The 14,569-nt window shown below is 41.4% G+C and carries 18 protein-coding genes; 16 read left to right on the forward strand and 2 right to left on the reverse strand.

Annotated elements, in window-relative coordinates:
- The first annotated feature begins 28 nt into the window (after window positions 1-28).
- The gene (locus ACQV1I_RS10800; protein WP_236645753.1) at window positions 29-793 is read left to right on the forward strand and encodes a hypothetical protein; all 765 of its coding nucleotides are present in this window, start codon (window positions 29-31) and stop codon (window positions 791-793) included.
- Between the two features lie 35 nt (window positions 794-828).
- Here the strand turns inward: ACQV1I_RS10800 and ACQV1I_RS10805 are convergent, their stop codons facing one another.
- The gene (locus ACQV1I_RS10805) at window positions 829-1,428 is read right to left on the reverse strand and encodes a hypothetical protein (RefSeq protein ID WP_116333875.1); all 600 of its coding nucleotides are present in this window, start codon (window positions 1,426-1,428) and stop codon (window positions 829-831) included.
- 202 nt (window positions 1,429-1,630) lie between these two features.
- Here ACQV1I_RS10805 and ACQV1I_RS10810 point away from each other — a divergent pair, with 202 nt between their 5' ends.
- Complete coding sequence (locus tag ACQV1I_RS10810) at window positions 1,631-2,926, forward strand: site-specific DNA-methyltransferase (protein WP_116333876.1); 1,296 nt, start codon at window positions 1,631-1,633, stop codon at window positions 2,924-2,926.
- Window positions 2,927-3,061: 135 nt separating this feature from the next.
- On the forward strand, window positions 3,062-3,295 hold the full coding sequence (locus tag ACQV1I_RS10815) for a hypothetical protein (protein WP_116333877.1): 234 nt from the start codon (window positions 3,062-3,064) through the stop codon (window positions 3,293-3,295).
- 16 nt (window positions 3,296-3,311) lie between these two features.
- Here ACQV1I_RS10815 and ACQV1I_RS10820 read toward each other — a convergent pair whose 3' ends face one another.
- Window positions 3,312-3,707 (reverse strand): hypothetical protein, encoded by a 396-nt coding sequence (locus tag ACQV1I_RS10820; RefSeq protein ID WP_116333878.1) that lies wholly within the window; start codon window positions 3,705-3,707, stop codon window positions 3,312-3,314.
- A 157-nt stretch (window positions 3,708-3,864) separates the two neighbouring features.
- Between ACQV1I_RS10820 and ACQV1I_RS10825 the strand changes: the two genes are divergently transcribed.
- The 13 genes from ACQV1I_RS10825 to ACQV1I_RS10885 all read left to right on the forward strand — a co-directional run bounded on the left by ACQV1I_RS10825 (window position 3,865) and on the right by ACQV1I_RS10885 (window position 14,567).
- Window positions 3,865-4,629, forward strand: coding sequence for a hypothetical protein (locus ACQV1I_RS10825; RefSeq protein ID WP_236645754.1), 765 nt, complete (start codon window positions 3,865-3,867; stop codon window positions 4,627-4,629).
- Entirely contained in the window at window positions 4,622-6,034 is a 1,413-nt protein-coding gene (locus ACQV1I_RS10830) for a phage terminase large subunit (RefSeq protein ID WP_116333879.1), read from the forward strand. The genes ACQV1I_RS10825 and ACQV1I_RS10830 overlap by 8 nt, the downstream gene beginning before the upstream one ends.
- Before the next feature lie 15 nt (window positions 6,035-6,049).
- Window positions 6,050-8,224, forward strand: coding sequence for a hypothetical protein (locus ACQV1I_RS10835; protein ID WP_116333880.1), 2,175 nt, complete (start codon window positions 6,050-6,052; stop codon window positions 8,222-8,224).
- Window positions 8,175-9,287 (forward strand): HK97 family phage prohead protease, encoded by a 1,113-nt coding sequence (locus tag ACQV1I_RS10840; protein WP_116333881.1) that lies wholly within the window; start codon window positions 8,175-8,177, stop codon window positions 9,285-9,287. The genes ACQV1I_RS10835 and ACQV1I_RS10840 overlap by 50 nt, the downstream gene beginning before the upstream one ends.
- 62 nt (window positions 9,288-9,349) lie before the next feature.
- Window positions 9,350-9,703: a hypothetical protein gene (locus tag ACQV1I_RS10845; RefSeq protein WP_116333882.1), complete on the forward strand. Its 354-nt coding sequence runs from the start codon at window positions 9,350-9,352 to the stop codon at window positions 9,701-9,703.
- A 14-nt stretch (window positions 9,704-9,717) separates the two neighbouring features.
- Complete coding sequence (locus ACQV1I_RS10850; RefSeq protein ID WP_116333883.1) at window positions 9,718-10,767, forward strand: phage major capsid protein; 1,050 nt, start codon at window positions 9,718-9,720, stop codon at window positions 10,765-10,767.
- Window positions 10,768-10,816: 49 nt separating this feature from the next.
- Complete coding sequence (locus ACQV1I_RS10855) at window positions 10,817-11,173, forward strand: hypothetical protein (RefSeq protein WP_116333884.1); 357 nt, start codon at window positions 10,817-10,819, stop codon at window positions 11,171-11,173.
- A complete protein-coding gene (locus ACQV1I_RS10860; RefSeq protein ID WP_116333885.1) occupies window positions 11,173-11,565 on the forward strand; it encodes a hypothetical protein in 393 nt (130 codons plus the stop codon). The genes ACQV1I_RS10855 and ACQV1I_RS10860 overlap by 1 nt, the downstream gene beginning before the upstream one ends.
- Window positions 11,562-12,011, forward strand: a complete 450-nt coding sequence (locus tag ACQV1I_RS10865; RefSeq protein WP_116333886.1) for a hypothetical protein — start codon at window positions 11,562-11,564, stop codon at window positions 12,009-12,011. Before ACQV1I_RS10860 ends, ACQV1I_RS10865 begins: the two co-directional genes overlap by 4 nt.
- On the forward strand, window positions 12,008-12,541 hold the full coding sequence (locus ACQV1I_RS10870) for a hypothetical protein (RefSeq protein WP_116333887.1): 534 nt from the start codon (window positions 12,008-12,010) through the stop codon (window positions 12,539-12,541). Before ACQV1I_RS10865 ends, ACQV1I_RS10870 begins: the two co-directional genes overlap by 4 nt.
- 3 nt (window positions 12,542-12,544) lie before the next feature.
- Window positions 12,545-13,066 carry a hypothetical protein gene (locus tag ACQV1I_RS10875; protein ID WP_116333888.1) on the forward strand — a complete coding sequence of 174 codons (522 nt, stop codon included), beginning with the start codon at window positions 12,545-12,547 and terminating at the stop codon, window positions 13,064-13,066.
- Window positions 13,067-13,081: 15 nt separating this feature from the next.
- Window positions 13,082-14,110 (forward strand): hypothetical protein, encoded by a 1,029-nt coding sequence (locus ACQV1I_RS10880; protein WP_116333889.1) that lies wholly within the window; start codon window positions 13,082-13,084, stop codon window positions 14,108-14,110.
- Between the two features lie 13 nt (window positions 14,111-14,123).
- Window positions 14,124-14,567, forward strand: coding sequence for a hypothetical protein (locus ACQV1I_RS10885; RefSeq protein WP_116333890.1), 444 nt, complete (start codon window positions 14,124-14,126; stop codon window positions 14,565-14,567).
- Window positions 14,568-14,569: the final 2 nt, after the last annotated feature.

A 14,569-nucleotide genomic window follows, 5' to 3' on the forward strand; every position in this document is an offset into this window, starting at 1 on the left:
TAACTCACTCCTTGTATGGTGGGCTTTTTTGCTACCAAAATATGATAAAGGGCGTGAAGTAATGGCAATTGCAAGTTCATTAGTCAGGGACCTTTTAGTACACACTGGTTTTTTTGAGGGACACGATGGTTTTTCTACTGTGACTGGTAATTTTGATCGGCAAGGACTGTCTTTCGGAATTCTTCAGTTTAACTTTGGCCAAGAAACTCTACAACCTGTCCTAAAAGATTATATTAAATATCATGAATCAGAGTTCACATCTATTTTTGGTAAAGAAAAGGCAGCCATATTAAAGAAAGTAGTTTTTGACTATAGAAAAGAGGATCAAGTTAGCTGGGGGATGAGTATTTCCTTGCGAGGCGGTGGAGTCGTACAAGAGTGGAAAATTCCTTTTCACGAAATGGGTAGAAGTAGAAACAATCAAAAGTACCAAGAAAATGCTGGTATGCGTTATGTTGGCCGTGCTGAAGATTACTGCAAAAGGTTCGGCATCATTACAACTCAAGGTCTAGCTTTTATGTTCGATCATATAGTGCAGACCTACAGGTTTGTAGATGAGAGATCAATGTTCGTTAAAATAAGAGAACTAGAAGACGAATATCGTAAGTCTCATGATCGGGAACGTTTACCAGACCAAGATCGTTTAAGTGTCATTTTAGACTATATTTCAGAGAGCGCTAATCAAAAATTACGTCGTGGTTTAATTAAAGATGGTTATGGTAATTATCTAGGAAAGAGATATGATATTTCTGATTTTGGTTATGGTTCATTGTCCTATTACTCATATTTCTAATTAAAAAGAGGGGCCATACATGCCCCTCTAAAATTTTATGAGTTTTCACGTATGATTTTGTTTAAATCAGGAGTTTGTTGTATCAAGGGGATTGTCTTTCGTTTTTTTAGCGTAGAAGTATCTATAAGGTATACAGCATATTCCATATAGTCATTTCGAATATCGGCAATAAAAGATAATGCTAATAACTTTTTATTTGGTGAAAATTTGTGTTCTACATATATTTGGGATTCTGGGATAACAGGGGTTGTTGTAATTTTTTCGTGTTCTTTTTTTATTAGAGCTGCATTACATAGTTTAGTTCCACATTGATACCTTAGGAGTAGATAGGTTGTATCCTTATCTTCTGAGAGGATGATTCCACGGGTAGCAAATAGTTCCATTCTTTTTTGGTTATCGTTTTCTAATTCTGAGTAAATCTCATTAAATTCTGGTATAGATTTGATTGGTATTTTTATGGTCCTTGTTTTGCTGTTGTCGTCTTTAAACGTAACATTATCTAAATCTTGAATGGATAAATATTCAGGAGGTGCACCTGTTCCAACGGTAGGTTCTTCTATAGATGGAGAAGCTGTAAAGTAATTAAGAAGACCTAAAAGAATAAGCGTAAATAACCCAACTGATCTTACTTTCATATAGAACACATCCTCCATATATAACCAATTTTTTCAAGTATAACATGGCAAATGGTAAATTTCTCTATGAATGTGGAATATACATTGAAGTCAAACCTATTCGTTTTCGGATAGGCTTTTTCTCATGTGAAAAGCCACATATTAGCGGGCAAACGAGCAATTATTCATTTATCGATGCTTTCAACATCAAGGAGGACATACATTGGATATTCGATTGTTACCCATCGACAAAATTAACCCAGCTCCATATAATCCGCGTGTCGATCTACAACCAGGAGATGTGGAATACGAGAAGCTGAAACGCTCCATTGAAGATTTCGGTTATGTGGAGCCGCTTGTCTGGAATCAGCGGACAGGGAATCTAGTAGGAGGTCACCAGCGCTATAAAATCTTAGTCAATGAGCAGGGGCGAAGGAAAGTAGAGGTTTCTGTTGTTGATCTTGATGAGCAAAAGGAAAAGACTCTCAACATAGCAATGAATAAAATTAGCGGAGATTGGGACGAAGAAAAGCTAGCCCAGGTACTTGCTGATCTACAAGATAGTGATTTGGATATTACGCTTTCGGGGTTTGACGATTGCGAAGTTACTGAACTACTCAGTGAATATCAAGTCATCGAAGTGAATGAACCAGTTATTGATGATGGTTTCAATGTCCAGAAGATTTTTGAGAAAATCAAGGAACCTGAAACGAAACATGGAGATATCTGGAGGCTTGGAAGGCATCTGTTGATGTGTGGAGATTCTACAAGCAAGAAGGATGTGCAGACTCTCATGGAAGGTAAAAAGGCAGCGTTGGTGGTAACGGACCCACCATACAATGTGGCGTTTAAGAGTGATTCAACTGAGCTTGCTGCAGATGGCAGGGAGAGAATCTTGAACGATGATATGCCAATGGAAAAATTCGAGGAGTTTCTGGAGCTTGTATTTCGGAATTATGCGACGCTCATGGATAAAAAAGCAGCCATCTATGTTTTTCATCCGTCCAGTTACCAGCGGGAGTTTGAGAACAGAATGAACGATTCTGGCATTGTAGTCCGAACGCAGTGTGTCTGGGTGAAGAATGCAGCTACCTTTGGGTTTGCACAATACAAGTTCAAGCATGAGCCTGTGTTCTATGCCCATTTGAAGGGCCAAGCTCCTATGTGGTACGGAGATCGTAAACAAACAACGATTTGGCGGTCTGGATTACTGGTTGAAGCCGAGGAGCCTGAAACGGTTTGGGAGGTTTCCAGAGGTGATGTTAGTAAGTACGTTCACCCCACACAGAAGCCTCTTGATCTTCTAGCTATCCCGATCAGCAACAGCAGCCAAAAGGGTGATACTGTTGCTGATTTGTTCGGAGGTAGCGGGTCCACGCTTATGACTTGCGAACAGATGGGCCGCGTTTGCAGAACCATGGAACTTGATCCGAAATTCTGCGATGTCATCAAGAGACGTTTTTATGAGGCGACAGGAATCGAACCAGTATTGGTCAGCAATCATCAAGAAGCGGCTTAAAAAGCAAAAGGGAGACGCGTGAACGTCCCCCGATGCAACCGAGTCATCCCCGGCTGAGATAGTGGAAACCCGTGGCCACGGAATGCAATAGCCACTATCTCGTCTTCATAATACAAGAAAGCCGAGGGTGTCACAATGCAAACAACATGCGAACACTTTGAATCCAATAAAGATGAACTACTATTACAACATGAGATAGAGCTTATAGAGAGCATATTGGAGTCAAAGGCTCAATACAGGAAAGTTGTGAAAGCCGCCATTGGCAAATGGGTTAAGGACTTCCAATCAGGTCACATTGAGATCAAGACAGTGGATGATTTGAAAAAGCTTATAGAGTTGGACATTGAATTGCAAAGAGATGAATTATAGGTTCTTATCAAAAAATTCACTCTGATACTAAATTGTTTTTTAGTATTTCTGCCAAAGGGATGGTGTATTTACATTCTCGATTTAAACATTTTACCTGTCCATGACTTTCAAGCATACGTGGGCTGAATTCAGCTCTTTTAACTTTATAGAGACTCTTTCCATTGCGTGAAAGGATATGAACTTCGAGATTAAGTACATCGTAATAATTCATATGAAAACCACAATTGGGACAAGATATTATTTCGTCGTCTTCAAAAGTAGTCGTCTCTAGTAACCTAATTCCATGTGCAACTCTGTGCTCACCAAAAAATGAGGTAATAAGCTCCTCTATTTTTTTAGTAAAAGAATCCAAATCCTCAATATTCTTTGTCAAAACATTGATTTCCAGATAATCTAAGCGGCTATTTGACAAATTGAATCACCTCATAATTTTGTAAGTACAGTATAACATTTTAATAAAAGAGGAGTTAAAGTTAAAAACCACAAACAAATGATAAGTTCTAAGATTTTAAGTTCAGTGTACTTTTTTTAAAAACAACCCCATGAAACGGTGAGGTGGTGTATATGTAATGGCGCGAAACCCGAAAAAGCAAAGGTGCAAGGCAAAGAGCAAGCAACGAAACGAACAGTGTAAAAACTGGGCAAAGCCCGGATGGGATGTGTGCCGGTTCCATGGGGCTGGTGGTGGCGCCCCATCTCGAAATACCAACGCAGTAAAAACAGGAGAACATCAAACCCTTTGGATGGATGCTCTTACACCAGAACAGCAGGAAATAGTAGAGAGAGTCAATCTGGACCCTTTAGAGCAGATAAATCAATCTATCACGTTGTACGCTTGGCGAGAACGAGAAATTATGATGAAGATTGCCAGCTTAGAAAAAGGGCTAACAGAAAAGCAACGTCGTGTCCTTCAAGAGAGAGTCACTATAAAGGAACCTGTGCAGGTTCATGATGAAAAGTCTGGACAATCAAAGACGGTTATACTTACCAAAAATGAATTGGTTACGACTGAAATCGAAGAGACGGAATATCGAGCAATTGAGGATATTCTTAACTTACAAGAAGCCCTAACGAGAGTAACAGACAAAAAGATTAAGGCAATAGACCTTCTTGCTAGATTAACCGATGATATGAGGCAAGCACAGCTTGATAAGATTATCCAAAGTATGGAGACCGAAAAAGCCAAACTACAACTTGAAAAAGAACGAGTGGAAATCGAAAAGGCTAAGATCAAAGGTAACGACGATGGAGGGGAGACAGTAGAGGACTGGGTTACAGCTATTCAAACGATAGCTGCTAGACGACGTAGAAAAGAGACTATGAAAAATGAGTAAGAAGCCATTTAACGTAGTTGTTGACTTGCTGGAGATATATTGGGACGATCCAGTTGCTTTCGTTGAAGATATACTTAACGTAGAGCCTGACGAATGGCAAAAGGAAGTCTTAACAGACTTAGCAAACAATAAACGGGTTTCCGTTCGATCAGGGCAAGGTGTGGGGAAGACTGCTTTGGAGTCATGGGCTATTATTTGGTTTCTATGCTGTCGCCCATTCCCACGGGTTGTTTGTACTGCGCCTACACGCCAACAGCTTTATGATGTGTTGTGGGCAGAAATAGATAAGTGGCTTACATCATCCAAAGTGAGTAGGCTACTAGAATGGACGAAAACAAAAGTCTACATGAAGGGATATAGCGGACGATGGTTTGCTACAGCAAAAACAGCAACTAGACCAGAAAATATGCAAGGGTTCCATGAGGATTGTATGCTCTTTATTGCTGATGAGGCGTCTGGTATCGCTGATCCTATCATGGGAGCAATATTGGGTACGTTATCGGGTCCAGAGAACAAGTTGTTGATGTGTGGAAACCCGACACGTACTAGCGGCGTTTTTTTTGACAGCCATAACAAAGATCGTGCTGATTACAAAACGCATAAGGTATCAAGCCTTGATAGCTCCCGAACTAGTAAAGAAAACATCGAGATGCTTAAACGTAAGTATCGAGAGGATAGCGATGTATACCGCATTCGAGTTCTTGGAGAGTTTCCGAAAAAAGAAGCGGATACGTTCATAGCCCTAGAGGTTGTAGAATTAGCTTGCAACAGTATCGTTGAACCAGAGGGAGATGTTCTGCACCTTGGAGTGGACGTTGCGCGTTTTGGAGATGATGAAACAGTCATTGCTACTAGAATCGGAAATAAAGGTTTTCCGCTTCATATTTACAATAAACAAGACACCATGGTTACAGTTGGTTGGGTCATTAACATCGCTAAACGTATGATGAAAGAACAACCAGAGCTTATCAAAGCAAAAATAAAGGTTGATGATGATGGGGTCGGTGGTGGAGTTACTGATCGACTAAAAGAAGTGGTTAGAGAAGAGAATCTCCCTTTCGATATCATTCCTGTACGGAATGGAAGTAAGCCAGAAGACAATCATTTCGAAAACTTAGGTACTGAAATATGGGCCAAGTTAAAAGAGACTTTGGAAGAAAACCTATCGAATCATTTGCAAGGTTCCGAGTCTAATATTCAATTACCGAATGACGATAAATTGATCAGTCAACTTACAACAAGAAAATACAAAATGACCAGTAAAGGAAAAATAGCATTAGAACGTAAAGAAGATATGAAAAAGCGTGGGCTGGATTCACCTGACAGGGCGGATGCAGTCGTTTTAGCATTTGTAGAGATAGAAGAGAAAGGAACGTTCTTCTATTCAGGAACAGTAGAACGATAGAAGGAGGTGTGACTTTTGGGTGCTTGGAATTGGATAAAAGGCAAGGTATTTAGTAATCCATCAAGGCATGTCGGCATACAAACACGTAGCGGTGCCGCTCATCCATTTACACAGCTTGATCAATACGTTCCTAATGAGGTCAATGTATTCCTATATAAACAAATGCGTGAGGCGCTGCCTGTGCTGGATGTCGGCATACAGAACTTACGCCGTTTAATAGGTACGCCAATCATTAAAGTCGGTCCAGAAAATAGTAGAAGACAGAAGGAATGGAATAGATGGGAGCGGTCTGTGAGGGTAGGAAAGACTGGGATAGGGTTCCCTACTTTCATATCAGCTTTTACAGATGCACTTATCCAAAATGGTTATAGTACATGCGAGATACTACCGCTCAACAGCAAAACAGACATTTATGCCTTGATACCAATTGAATGTGAAAGCTTAGTTATAAAAAGTACAGAAGACCCTACAGAGCTGATCCTAGCAGAACACCAACCAATGGAACTGGAACCTGTTCCTTATCCTATTCCTGAATGGATAGTCTATACAGCATATGAGGCAACACCAAAGAATCCGTACGGTCGCGGCATTCTAACTGGGTTGCCTTTTTTAGTGAACATTATTATTACAGTATTCGATGCTACAGGACGTAACTGGGAACGATTTGGAGACCTGAAATACAACGTTGATCTTCAATTACCTGATGGTATCAAAGGAACTGAAGTTAAATCATTCATTGAGCTAACAGAAAAAGCATGGGAAAAGGTTATGGCGAAGAATCGAAAGGGTAAGGTTCAAGACTTTATCGGGACTAATGTAAAAGTATCTGTTATTGGTTCAGACTTAAAACCATTAGAGTTAGAAGTACCAGTACGTGTCATTTTAGAGCAACTTGTAGCCAAGACAGGGCTTCCCCCTTTTGTGTTTGGGTTCTCCTGGTCTTCGCGTGAATCAATGACAAAGACCCAAGCGGACATTTTAACAACTCTTATATGGGACTGGAGACAAATGGTTACCCCTGCTATTCATCAAATAGCTGAATGGTGGTGTCGGCTACGTGGTTACCCTGTTGATGTTGAAGTGGAATGGCCGGAAGCAAGTCTTCAAGACGTACAAGGGGAAGCAAATGCCGAATTAACAGCAGCTCGTGCAGAAAATCAGCGCATGCAAAACATCATGTTAGCGAAAGACCTTGAAGAACAGGGGTATCTGGAGGAAGGTGCTTCCCAAGAGATTATCGAGCGAAGGAAAGGCAACCGGCAGGCTAAAACAAAGCGTTATTCCAAGGGTAACGATGATGATGGAGAGGTTGATCCTGCCCGTCTCTCGCAAAAGGAAAAAGACAGCAAGAAGATCGAACAGATTGCAAAGAGATTCGAGCGAAAGACACTCCAGAAGCTGAAACAAATACGCGAGAATCTGTTCTATCAAGTCGAAGAGCGGGCTTTAAAGTCATTGTCTCCTAGCGATATTGAAGATTTGAGGGGAGGCATTGAAGAGGAATTGAGTAGCTTTCTTACGGAAATGACTCTTTCAGAAGGGCGTCAGTTATCTATCTATGATTTCTTACTGCGGTCAGCTGGTATAGCAGGCTTTGAGGCCGCTGTAGAGGACATACAACGAGAGGTTGATCCAGATGCTGTTGTACGTAGCCAGTTCGACTTTTCGGCTGAATACGTTCAATCGTTGCGGTCAGAAGGCATGGATATTGTAGTTACACGAGCAATAGAAATGAAAGAGCAATGCCTAGCAATTATGGAGCGACATGCTACGGTGGGTGACAATCCTAGCTCTTGGGCAAATTCTTTACAACGTGAGCTAGGTGAAACGCTGGACGAAAAGCGATGGTACTGGAGAAGACTAGCCAAATCAGAAGCGGCAATGATGTTTGATCGATCAACTGAAGAGGAATATGCATTACAAGGGCATTCCTATGTTACGTGGGTGAATGCTCCTGATGCATGTTTAATATGTCGGGCAAAGGCAGGTAAGGTGTATCCTTTGCGAGAGTCTCCGCGGATAGTGAAAGACACTCATCCTCACTGTCGGTGCAGAAAAATGGTAGTTACGGACTTAAAAGCAGAGGAAGCAAGAGAAAATGGTAAGCTCGAAACGTTTGATCGAAAGGGGGTGAACATACTTGGAACAGATATTTCGCAAAAACATGGGAAAACTTGCAGATGTCACTGAAAAAAGTGTGTCGGATGACGATTTAACCATTATCAATACAATGACTAGACGCGAATTTTCATTGGATGAGATTTACGTTTTCCCGATTCTGTGCTGCCATACAAGACTAGATCGTGACTTCGATAGGTTCTCTGTGGACGCTCTTCAGGAAATGACGGAACTAGCGAAAGGTGTAACGGTCATATTTGACCATATATGGAGTGCCGCTGGACAGACCGCCCGTATCTATAAAGCGAATGTACGACAAGAGACAGATGGTGAACACGGCCTCCTAGCTTGGGCATACATGCCAAAGAATGAGAAGACGCAGCCTATTATCGATGATATTGATGCAGGAATTTTAAAAGAGGTTTCTGTAGGTTTCAGACATAAGCAACTTCAGTGTTCAGCCTGCAAACAAGATTATTTAGGCGGTGATTGTCCTCATCTACGTGGTAGAGAAGTAGACGGGCACACCGTTTTTACATGGATCACCGGTGTTAAAGAGTGGTATGAGGTTAGCTTTGTTGCGATACCAGCTCAACCAGGTGCAGGAGTAGAAAAAAGCTATAGTAAGCAGGTAGATGAAGAAAAGCAAAAACAGATCGGAGGCAACCAAGTGGAAAAATTAATTGAATACCTTAAATCGTTGGGCGTGGAAGTCAAAGATGACGAACACGCTCTTTCTATTGTGAAGGAGTGGAAAGAAAAGAAAGATGGCGCAGACAAGTTAGAAAAGACGCTAAAAGAGAAAGAAGAAGAACTAAAAGGTGTGAAAGAGGATCTGAAAACAGCTAAGGAGGATTTAGAAAAGTCTCCGGATGCAAACATGGCGGCTGTTGGTCAAAAATTCTTCGAAGAAACACGCAATGAAATTTTGAAAATGGGTGGCATTTTGGAGGAAAGCACCAAGGCCTTAGAAATTATTGTGAAGGGTGTAACCGGTATTGATACATTGCTTGAATTGAAAAAGGAATACCAGGAACGCATTGATAAGAAATTCCCTCCCGTTTCTCAAAGTAAGACATACAACGATGAGAAAGCGCCGACTGATGTGGACGACCTCAAACAATACAGCATTTAAGTAACTTAGGGCTGATAAGTCGAACGCTGTAGTAAAGAAAAATATGTAAGGGAGTAGTGATTATGTTAGGAGCTATTGGTAATCAGCAAGTATTTGATGCATGCCGTACTTTTTATACTGATCTAACAAAGAAAGATGTCGGTAAGGCGGTTACAATGATTGGTCCGAACAAAGTAGGTCTTGGTGAGGAAGGTAACACATTTGTAGGCGTGTTAGAGCGCGTTGATAAGGATGGTGCATCTCGTGTTCGGTGCTTTGGTAATGTAGAAGCACCATCTAGCGGAAAGGCAGCACTGGGAAGCCCTGTCGTCGTTGATGGCAAAGGAGCTGTCAAAGCTGTGACAACAGAAGTGAATGGGCGAGGTTTTGTATCTTTCATCAGCTCAACAACAGAAAAAGTACAGGTTGAACTATAAGGAGGCATAATTGGATGAAGAAAGCAGAATTGAAAAAACTTGACCTTGATAAAGGTATCTATCAAGAAGCATCTTCCAACAGAAAAAATCTTTGTGACATCTTAGAAGACTTAGACCCAACAATTGAGTATAAAGGTTCAAGTTTAGAGAATACGACAGCTCTGCAACGTCAAATGGCGGCTCGTGGGATTAAGTCCTCAGGTCTGTATGCTGATACCGTTCATAAGTTTTTTGAAACAACAGAACACACCATCTTGTTTCCTGCATACGTAGAAGCCAATATCCGTAAAGGAATTGATGAAAATTCCATCATCAACAAATTGGTGGCTACAACCACCAAGCTTACTGGTACTGATACCTACAAAACAGCCGTATGGGAGCATGATGAGAAAGATGTACGCTTACAACGCGTTACTGAAGGCGCTCCAATGCCTCGTACTAAGATTAGTCTAGGTGACAAAGAGATTACGATATACAGATATGCACGCATGTTAGAAGCTACCTATCAGGCTGTTCGTAATTCGAAGCTAAATGTATACGGTCTCCAGTTACAACAATTTGGTGCTCAGCTTGCATTGGATGAAGTGCTAGCGGCTGTAGAAGTGTTAATCAACGGTGACGGTGGAGTACCAGGTGCAGATACATTCAAACTTTCTGAACTGGGTGGGAAAGCTAATGAGATCACATACAAGCCTTATGTGAAGTTCAAAAACAAGTTCAAACAAGCTTACAAGCCTAATATTTTCTTAGCTAAAGAAGACCTTTATACGGACATTATCACCCTACCAGAATTTAATAATGCCCTGTTAGGATTCATGTACGCTAAGACAGGTCAACCAGACAAAATTATTGGTGCAGAACTAGAACGTTGTGATGATGTACCAGAGAATTTACTCATTGGTCTCGATACTCGGTACGCATTAAATCGCATTGTAGCGGCTCCATTGATGTTTGAATATGACAAGCTGATTGATACGCAGGTCAAACAAACCGCTATATCTTACGAAGGCGGATTTGAGCTACTAAATAAGGAATCCCGTAAAGTTTTAAATACAGGCGCGTAACCCTAGAGGGTACGGGCTATTTTTTATCCCTAAAAGGAGTTGGAAAGCGATGATTAAAGTAACGCCAACTATGGAAAATAAGCTTTACATTGACTTTGATACAGGGCAGGAATATCCATCAGGGGTCAATACCTCGACACAGGAAACACCATGGGTAAAAGCTAAGCTTAGGCTTGGCGATTTACGTATAGTAGAGGATGAGATAGAGGGCAATTCAACTGAGTTTTCAGAGCCTACTACAACCAAGGATATTCATAAGGATGAGATGGAACGATTTTCTAAGCTGTCAGCTGATGAACAAAAAGCGGAATTAGCTACGTTAGGAATAGTTGATAGTGGAGATAATCTTTCAAACAGCGCTAAGCGCCTAGATGCATTTCAAAAGCATTTGCAGGGGACAGAATAATGCAACAGTATTGTACTCTGGAAGGAATAAAGACACGATACGAAATTTTCGGGAGTACTTCTGATAACCGACTTATGAAGATTATCGAGCAACAAAGCATTTTGATTCATGTGCAGTTAAAATCATTGCCTGATGAGGACCCAGATTTACAACTGATTCTCCCCATAGCAGCTGAAGAAATTTGTTATGGGGAGTTTTTGCTTTCTGAGGCAGGGGCTAATGTTATGTCAGGGTCTCAAACAATTGGTATCGTCAAAGAAGACATTGACCTAAAAAAACAAGTAGAAGTCGGTCGAGAATACAGAAATCAAGGATGGGATAAGTTGGCGAAATGGTTGAAGCCAGAGGAACCTGCTCCGTTTTATGGTTATTTTGGGGGCGTTGATGGATGAGCCGTTTCAATGAACGTTTACGGCATAGCGCTAAAAGAATGGGGCAAAGTGTCGTCTATTTATCGACTACAGATTCTGTAAGGTGTTCTTGCTGGAATGAAGACTTTCAACAACCAGACTCAGACTGGCATAATGACAATCCAGATGCTCCTTTGTGTAACACAGAGGGCTTTCTCGTAGTAAATGAGAGACAAGCAACAAAAGTCTTTCTACAACATTTTCAAGTAAACTCGTCACGAAATATTCCTCAATATGCTCATTATATTGAGAAGTTAGGTCCTATAGAGCTTAACGATTACATGTTAATTGCCCCTGAGCTACCGGAACATGTTAAAAGCTTAGAATGGCAGGGGAAAGTATGGTCAATTCTCAATCCGATTCCTGTATATGATGGAGACGAGATTGCCTATTTGATTGCCCTTGTAAGGGGTGGATCATCAACGTGAGAGTGAACGGCACAAGATTTCTGCAAAGGATCAAGCAACTACAGAGTGTAATGTCAAACGGAGTAGACGAAGTTGCCGAACATGCCGCTAGAGAAATTCATGAGAAAGCTGTGGAATATGCATCAGGTCCTATGAATCCAGAATGGAAACAGCAACAAGCTAGAACGAGTCAGCGTACAGCGGTTCGAAACACAGGTAAGAAAAAAATCAAACATACATTTACGAATGACTCTGAATACAAGTGGTATAAAGAAGTCATGACAGAGGGAAAAAACGCTCCATGGCCTGTTTCTGTGAATACTGGCTCTTTCCGACGAGCTCATAAGGTAACTAGAGTACGTAGAGGTGTATGGAAGGTTTGGGGAGACAGTCAGGTAGCCAATTACTTTGCACACGTTCATAACGGGACAATTCGCATGAGAGGGCGTCCAACAATCGGTAAGGCATTTCAGGAGTTTCGAGAATCGAATAGGATCATCCACGTTGGTAAACAGGTCTTCCAAAAGAAATTAAGAGGAATGGGGTGGTAGTGAGTGGTTGAGATACAGATAAAAGATATGTTACGTGCTAGCTTGCCACCTTATTGCTTACTCAATATCGGGAGACCTCCTGTAAAAGATGATGAGATTTTTATAGACGATAAGAAGATTAAGATACCATTGGAAATACCGGTTGTGTTCTTTGAACTTTCATCAGCTTTTGATAATCCAACAGGTTATGGCCATAACAAAAGATTGAAGGGTGTCGATCTGGAGAGAGCTGAGTATGTCCATGAAAAGAGCACTGAAATGATCCATGTTTATTGGGTGTATGTATGGCTGCCCCTTTATGGAAAATACGGTGGAGAACTAACAAAACTACGGATTAATAGAGCGTTGTTTGATACATTTGCTTTCGAAGATAGGAACACCTTGAAATTCGAAAGAGAGATAGAATTACCTCCGGATGAGAGGGCTATTCAAGTAATATATGAGCTTACCCATAAGGGAACCATTACAAAAGAACAGAGGGAGGCTGGTGTAACTGACATCGACCTCTCTTTTTCGTTTGAATAATAGAGGAGGCACTTCATGGCTGGATTAGTTATTAACTCAAGTTTTAAAATGGTCAGTTCTCAGTTAGCATTTGGGATCGGAAAAAGTGTCTTGTTGATCGGTAAATCTAGCAAGGCTGTTCCTTTGCAGAGAGCCAGTGTATTAAGTGAATCCCTTGCTAGTGTTGGAGCTGAAAGCAATTTAGGACGAATGATTGAAGCCGCTATGCTACAACGATGCAAAACCGTTTATTTCATTGGGCTAGGAACTGCCATCCCATCAGACAAGCCCTATAAAAAGGCATTGATAGAGGGTTCCAAGGAAGGCGCTTATTTTGCAGTCGTTGACGATGCTTCGGAAGCTATTCTTCCTGAGATTAAGGAATACCTTGATTTCTGCTTTGCCAACGCCATTAGAGGAGTTGTGCTTGCTGGTGGAGGTACAAAAGAAGTAGAAAAAGCGAATCACTATCGGATTTGGATTACAGAGGATAATCTTGCTGATCGTGGTGGCAATCCACTTCCTGCTTGCGTATCAGCGGCTGCTTTAGCTGGTGCACTGACGAATGAGTCTGATTTGTCATTACCGTTTGGTGGAATTGTAGTGCGCGGATATACGCTAAAGGAATTTAAACATCTTGATAGCATACGTACAACCACGGAGGCAGGTGTCTTGTGCTTCCAGCAGGTAGGAACAGACCTGCAAGTTTATCAGGGGACAACAAGCTACGTAGACCCTGCTCCTAACGAGGATGCACTCAAAGACCCAGAGGTTGTGTGTACGGTAGATGAGGTGGTACAGACGGTTGAAAAAGTCATCTTTTCTAAACACAATCGGACGAAAATCTCGCGTCTCCCGGACATTAAGGATACGGTGTATACCGTTTTATCAGACACATTTGCCAAACAGGAAAAAATTTATCCACCGGATGCAGAACGGATTGTTGCAGTGCCTGATCCTGAGAAGAGAGGGAAGGCGAACCTACGTTATCACTTCAATGTCGTACCAGGCTTAAAAGAACTAGAAGTAAGTGTGACGGGCGAAGTAACAGCCCAAAACTCATAGGAGGTGTTAATACTTGGGTACACAACAATTTGCTGTAGGTGCTAATGATAAAGTCTTTATCGAGGCATATGGGAAACAAATTTATGCTGTTCAAACTCACGGTATAGATGAGAATACCAATGTCAAACTGGTACATGGATATGGTGACCAAGAGGCAATTGGACAGACAGAAGGGGCACGCGAATACTCTATATCGCTTGAAACAGCGGTACCATTAGATGGACCAGACGATGCTATGCCTCTGTATTTACAGCTTCGGCGACCAGAAACGGAAATTGTTCGTTATTGTGGACATTGGAAGACGGTACTCTCGGGATTGACCTTTTCCAACTATAGCGAGAAAGGTAGCCTTGACTCTTTTCAAGAGAGTATTAGCCTAACAGCGCGTAGTCGTCGGGATTTTTATAAAGGAAGACCAGTTGATACCAGTAAAGCAATGAGTGCAATTGGGAGGTAATA

The organism is Brevibacillus sp. JB24b (assembly GCF_051713385.1).
Classification (GTDB): domain Bacteria; phylum Bacillota; class Bacilli; order Brevibacillales; family Brevibacillaceae; genus Brevibacillus_B; species Brevibacillus_B laterosporus.

Bases quoted from the DNA above. Each gene is read 5' to 3' on its own strand.
- ACQV1I_RS10855 (WP_116333884.1), top strand. From the start codon at position 10,817: ATGATTAAAGTAACGCCAACTATGGAAAATAAGCTTTACATTGACTTT.
- ACQV1I_RS10850 (WP_116333883.1), top strand. From the start codon at position 9,718: ATGAAGAAAGCAGAATTGAAAAAACTTGACCTTGATAAAGGTATCTAT.
- ACQV1I_RS10815 (WP_116333877.1), top strand. From the start codon at position 3,062: ATGCAAACAACATGCGAACACTTTGAATCCAATAAAGATGAACTACTA.
- ACQV1I_RS10860 (WP_116333885.1), top strand. From the start codon at position 11,173: ATGCAACAGTATTGTACTCTGGAAGGAATAAAGACACGATACGAAATT.
- ACQV1I_RS10830 (WP_116333879.1), top strand. From the start codon at position 4,622: ATGAGTAAGAAGCCATTTAACGTAGTTGTTGACTTGCTGGAGATATAT.
- ACQV1I_RS10880 (WP_116333889.1), top strand. From the start codon at position 13,082: ATGGCTGGATTAGTTATTAACTCAAGTTTTAAAATGGTCAGTTCTCAG.
- ACQV1I_RS10845 (WP_116333882.1), top strand. From the start codon at position 9,350: ATGTTAGGAGCTATTGGTAATCAGCAAGTATTTGATGCATGCCGTACT.
- ACQV1I_RS10805 (WP_116333875.1), bottom strand. From the start codon at position 1,428: ATGAAAGTAAGATCAGTTGGGTTATTTACGCTTATTCTTTTAGGTCTT.
- ACQV1I_RS10865 (WP_116333886.1), top strand. From the start codon at position 11,562: ATGAGCCGTTTCAATGAACGTTTACGGCATAGCGCTAAAAGAATGGGG.
- ACQV1I_RS10825 (WP_236645754.1), top strand. From the start codon at position 3,865: ATGGCGCGAAACCCGAAAAAGCAAAGGTGCAAGGCAAAGAGCAAGCAA.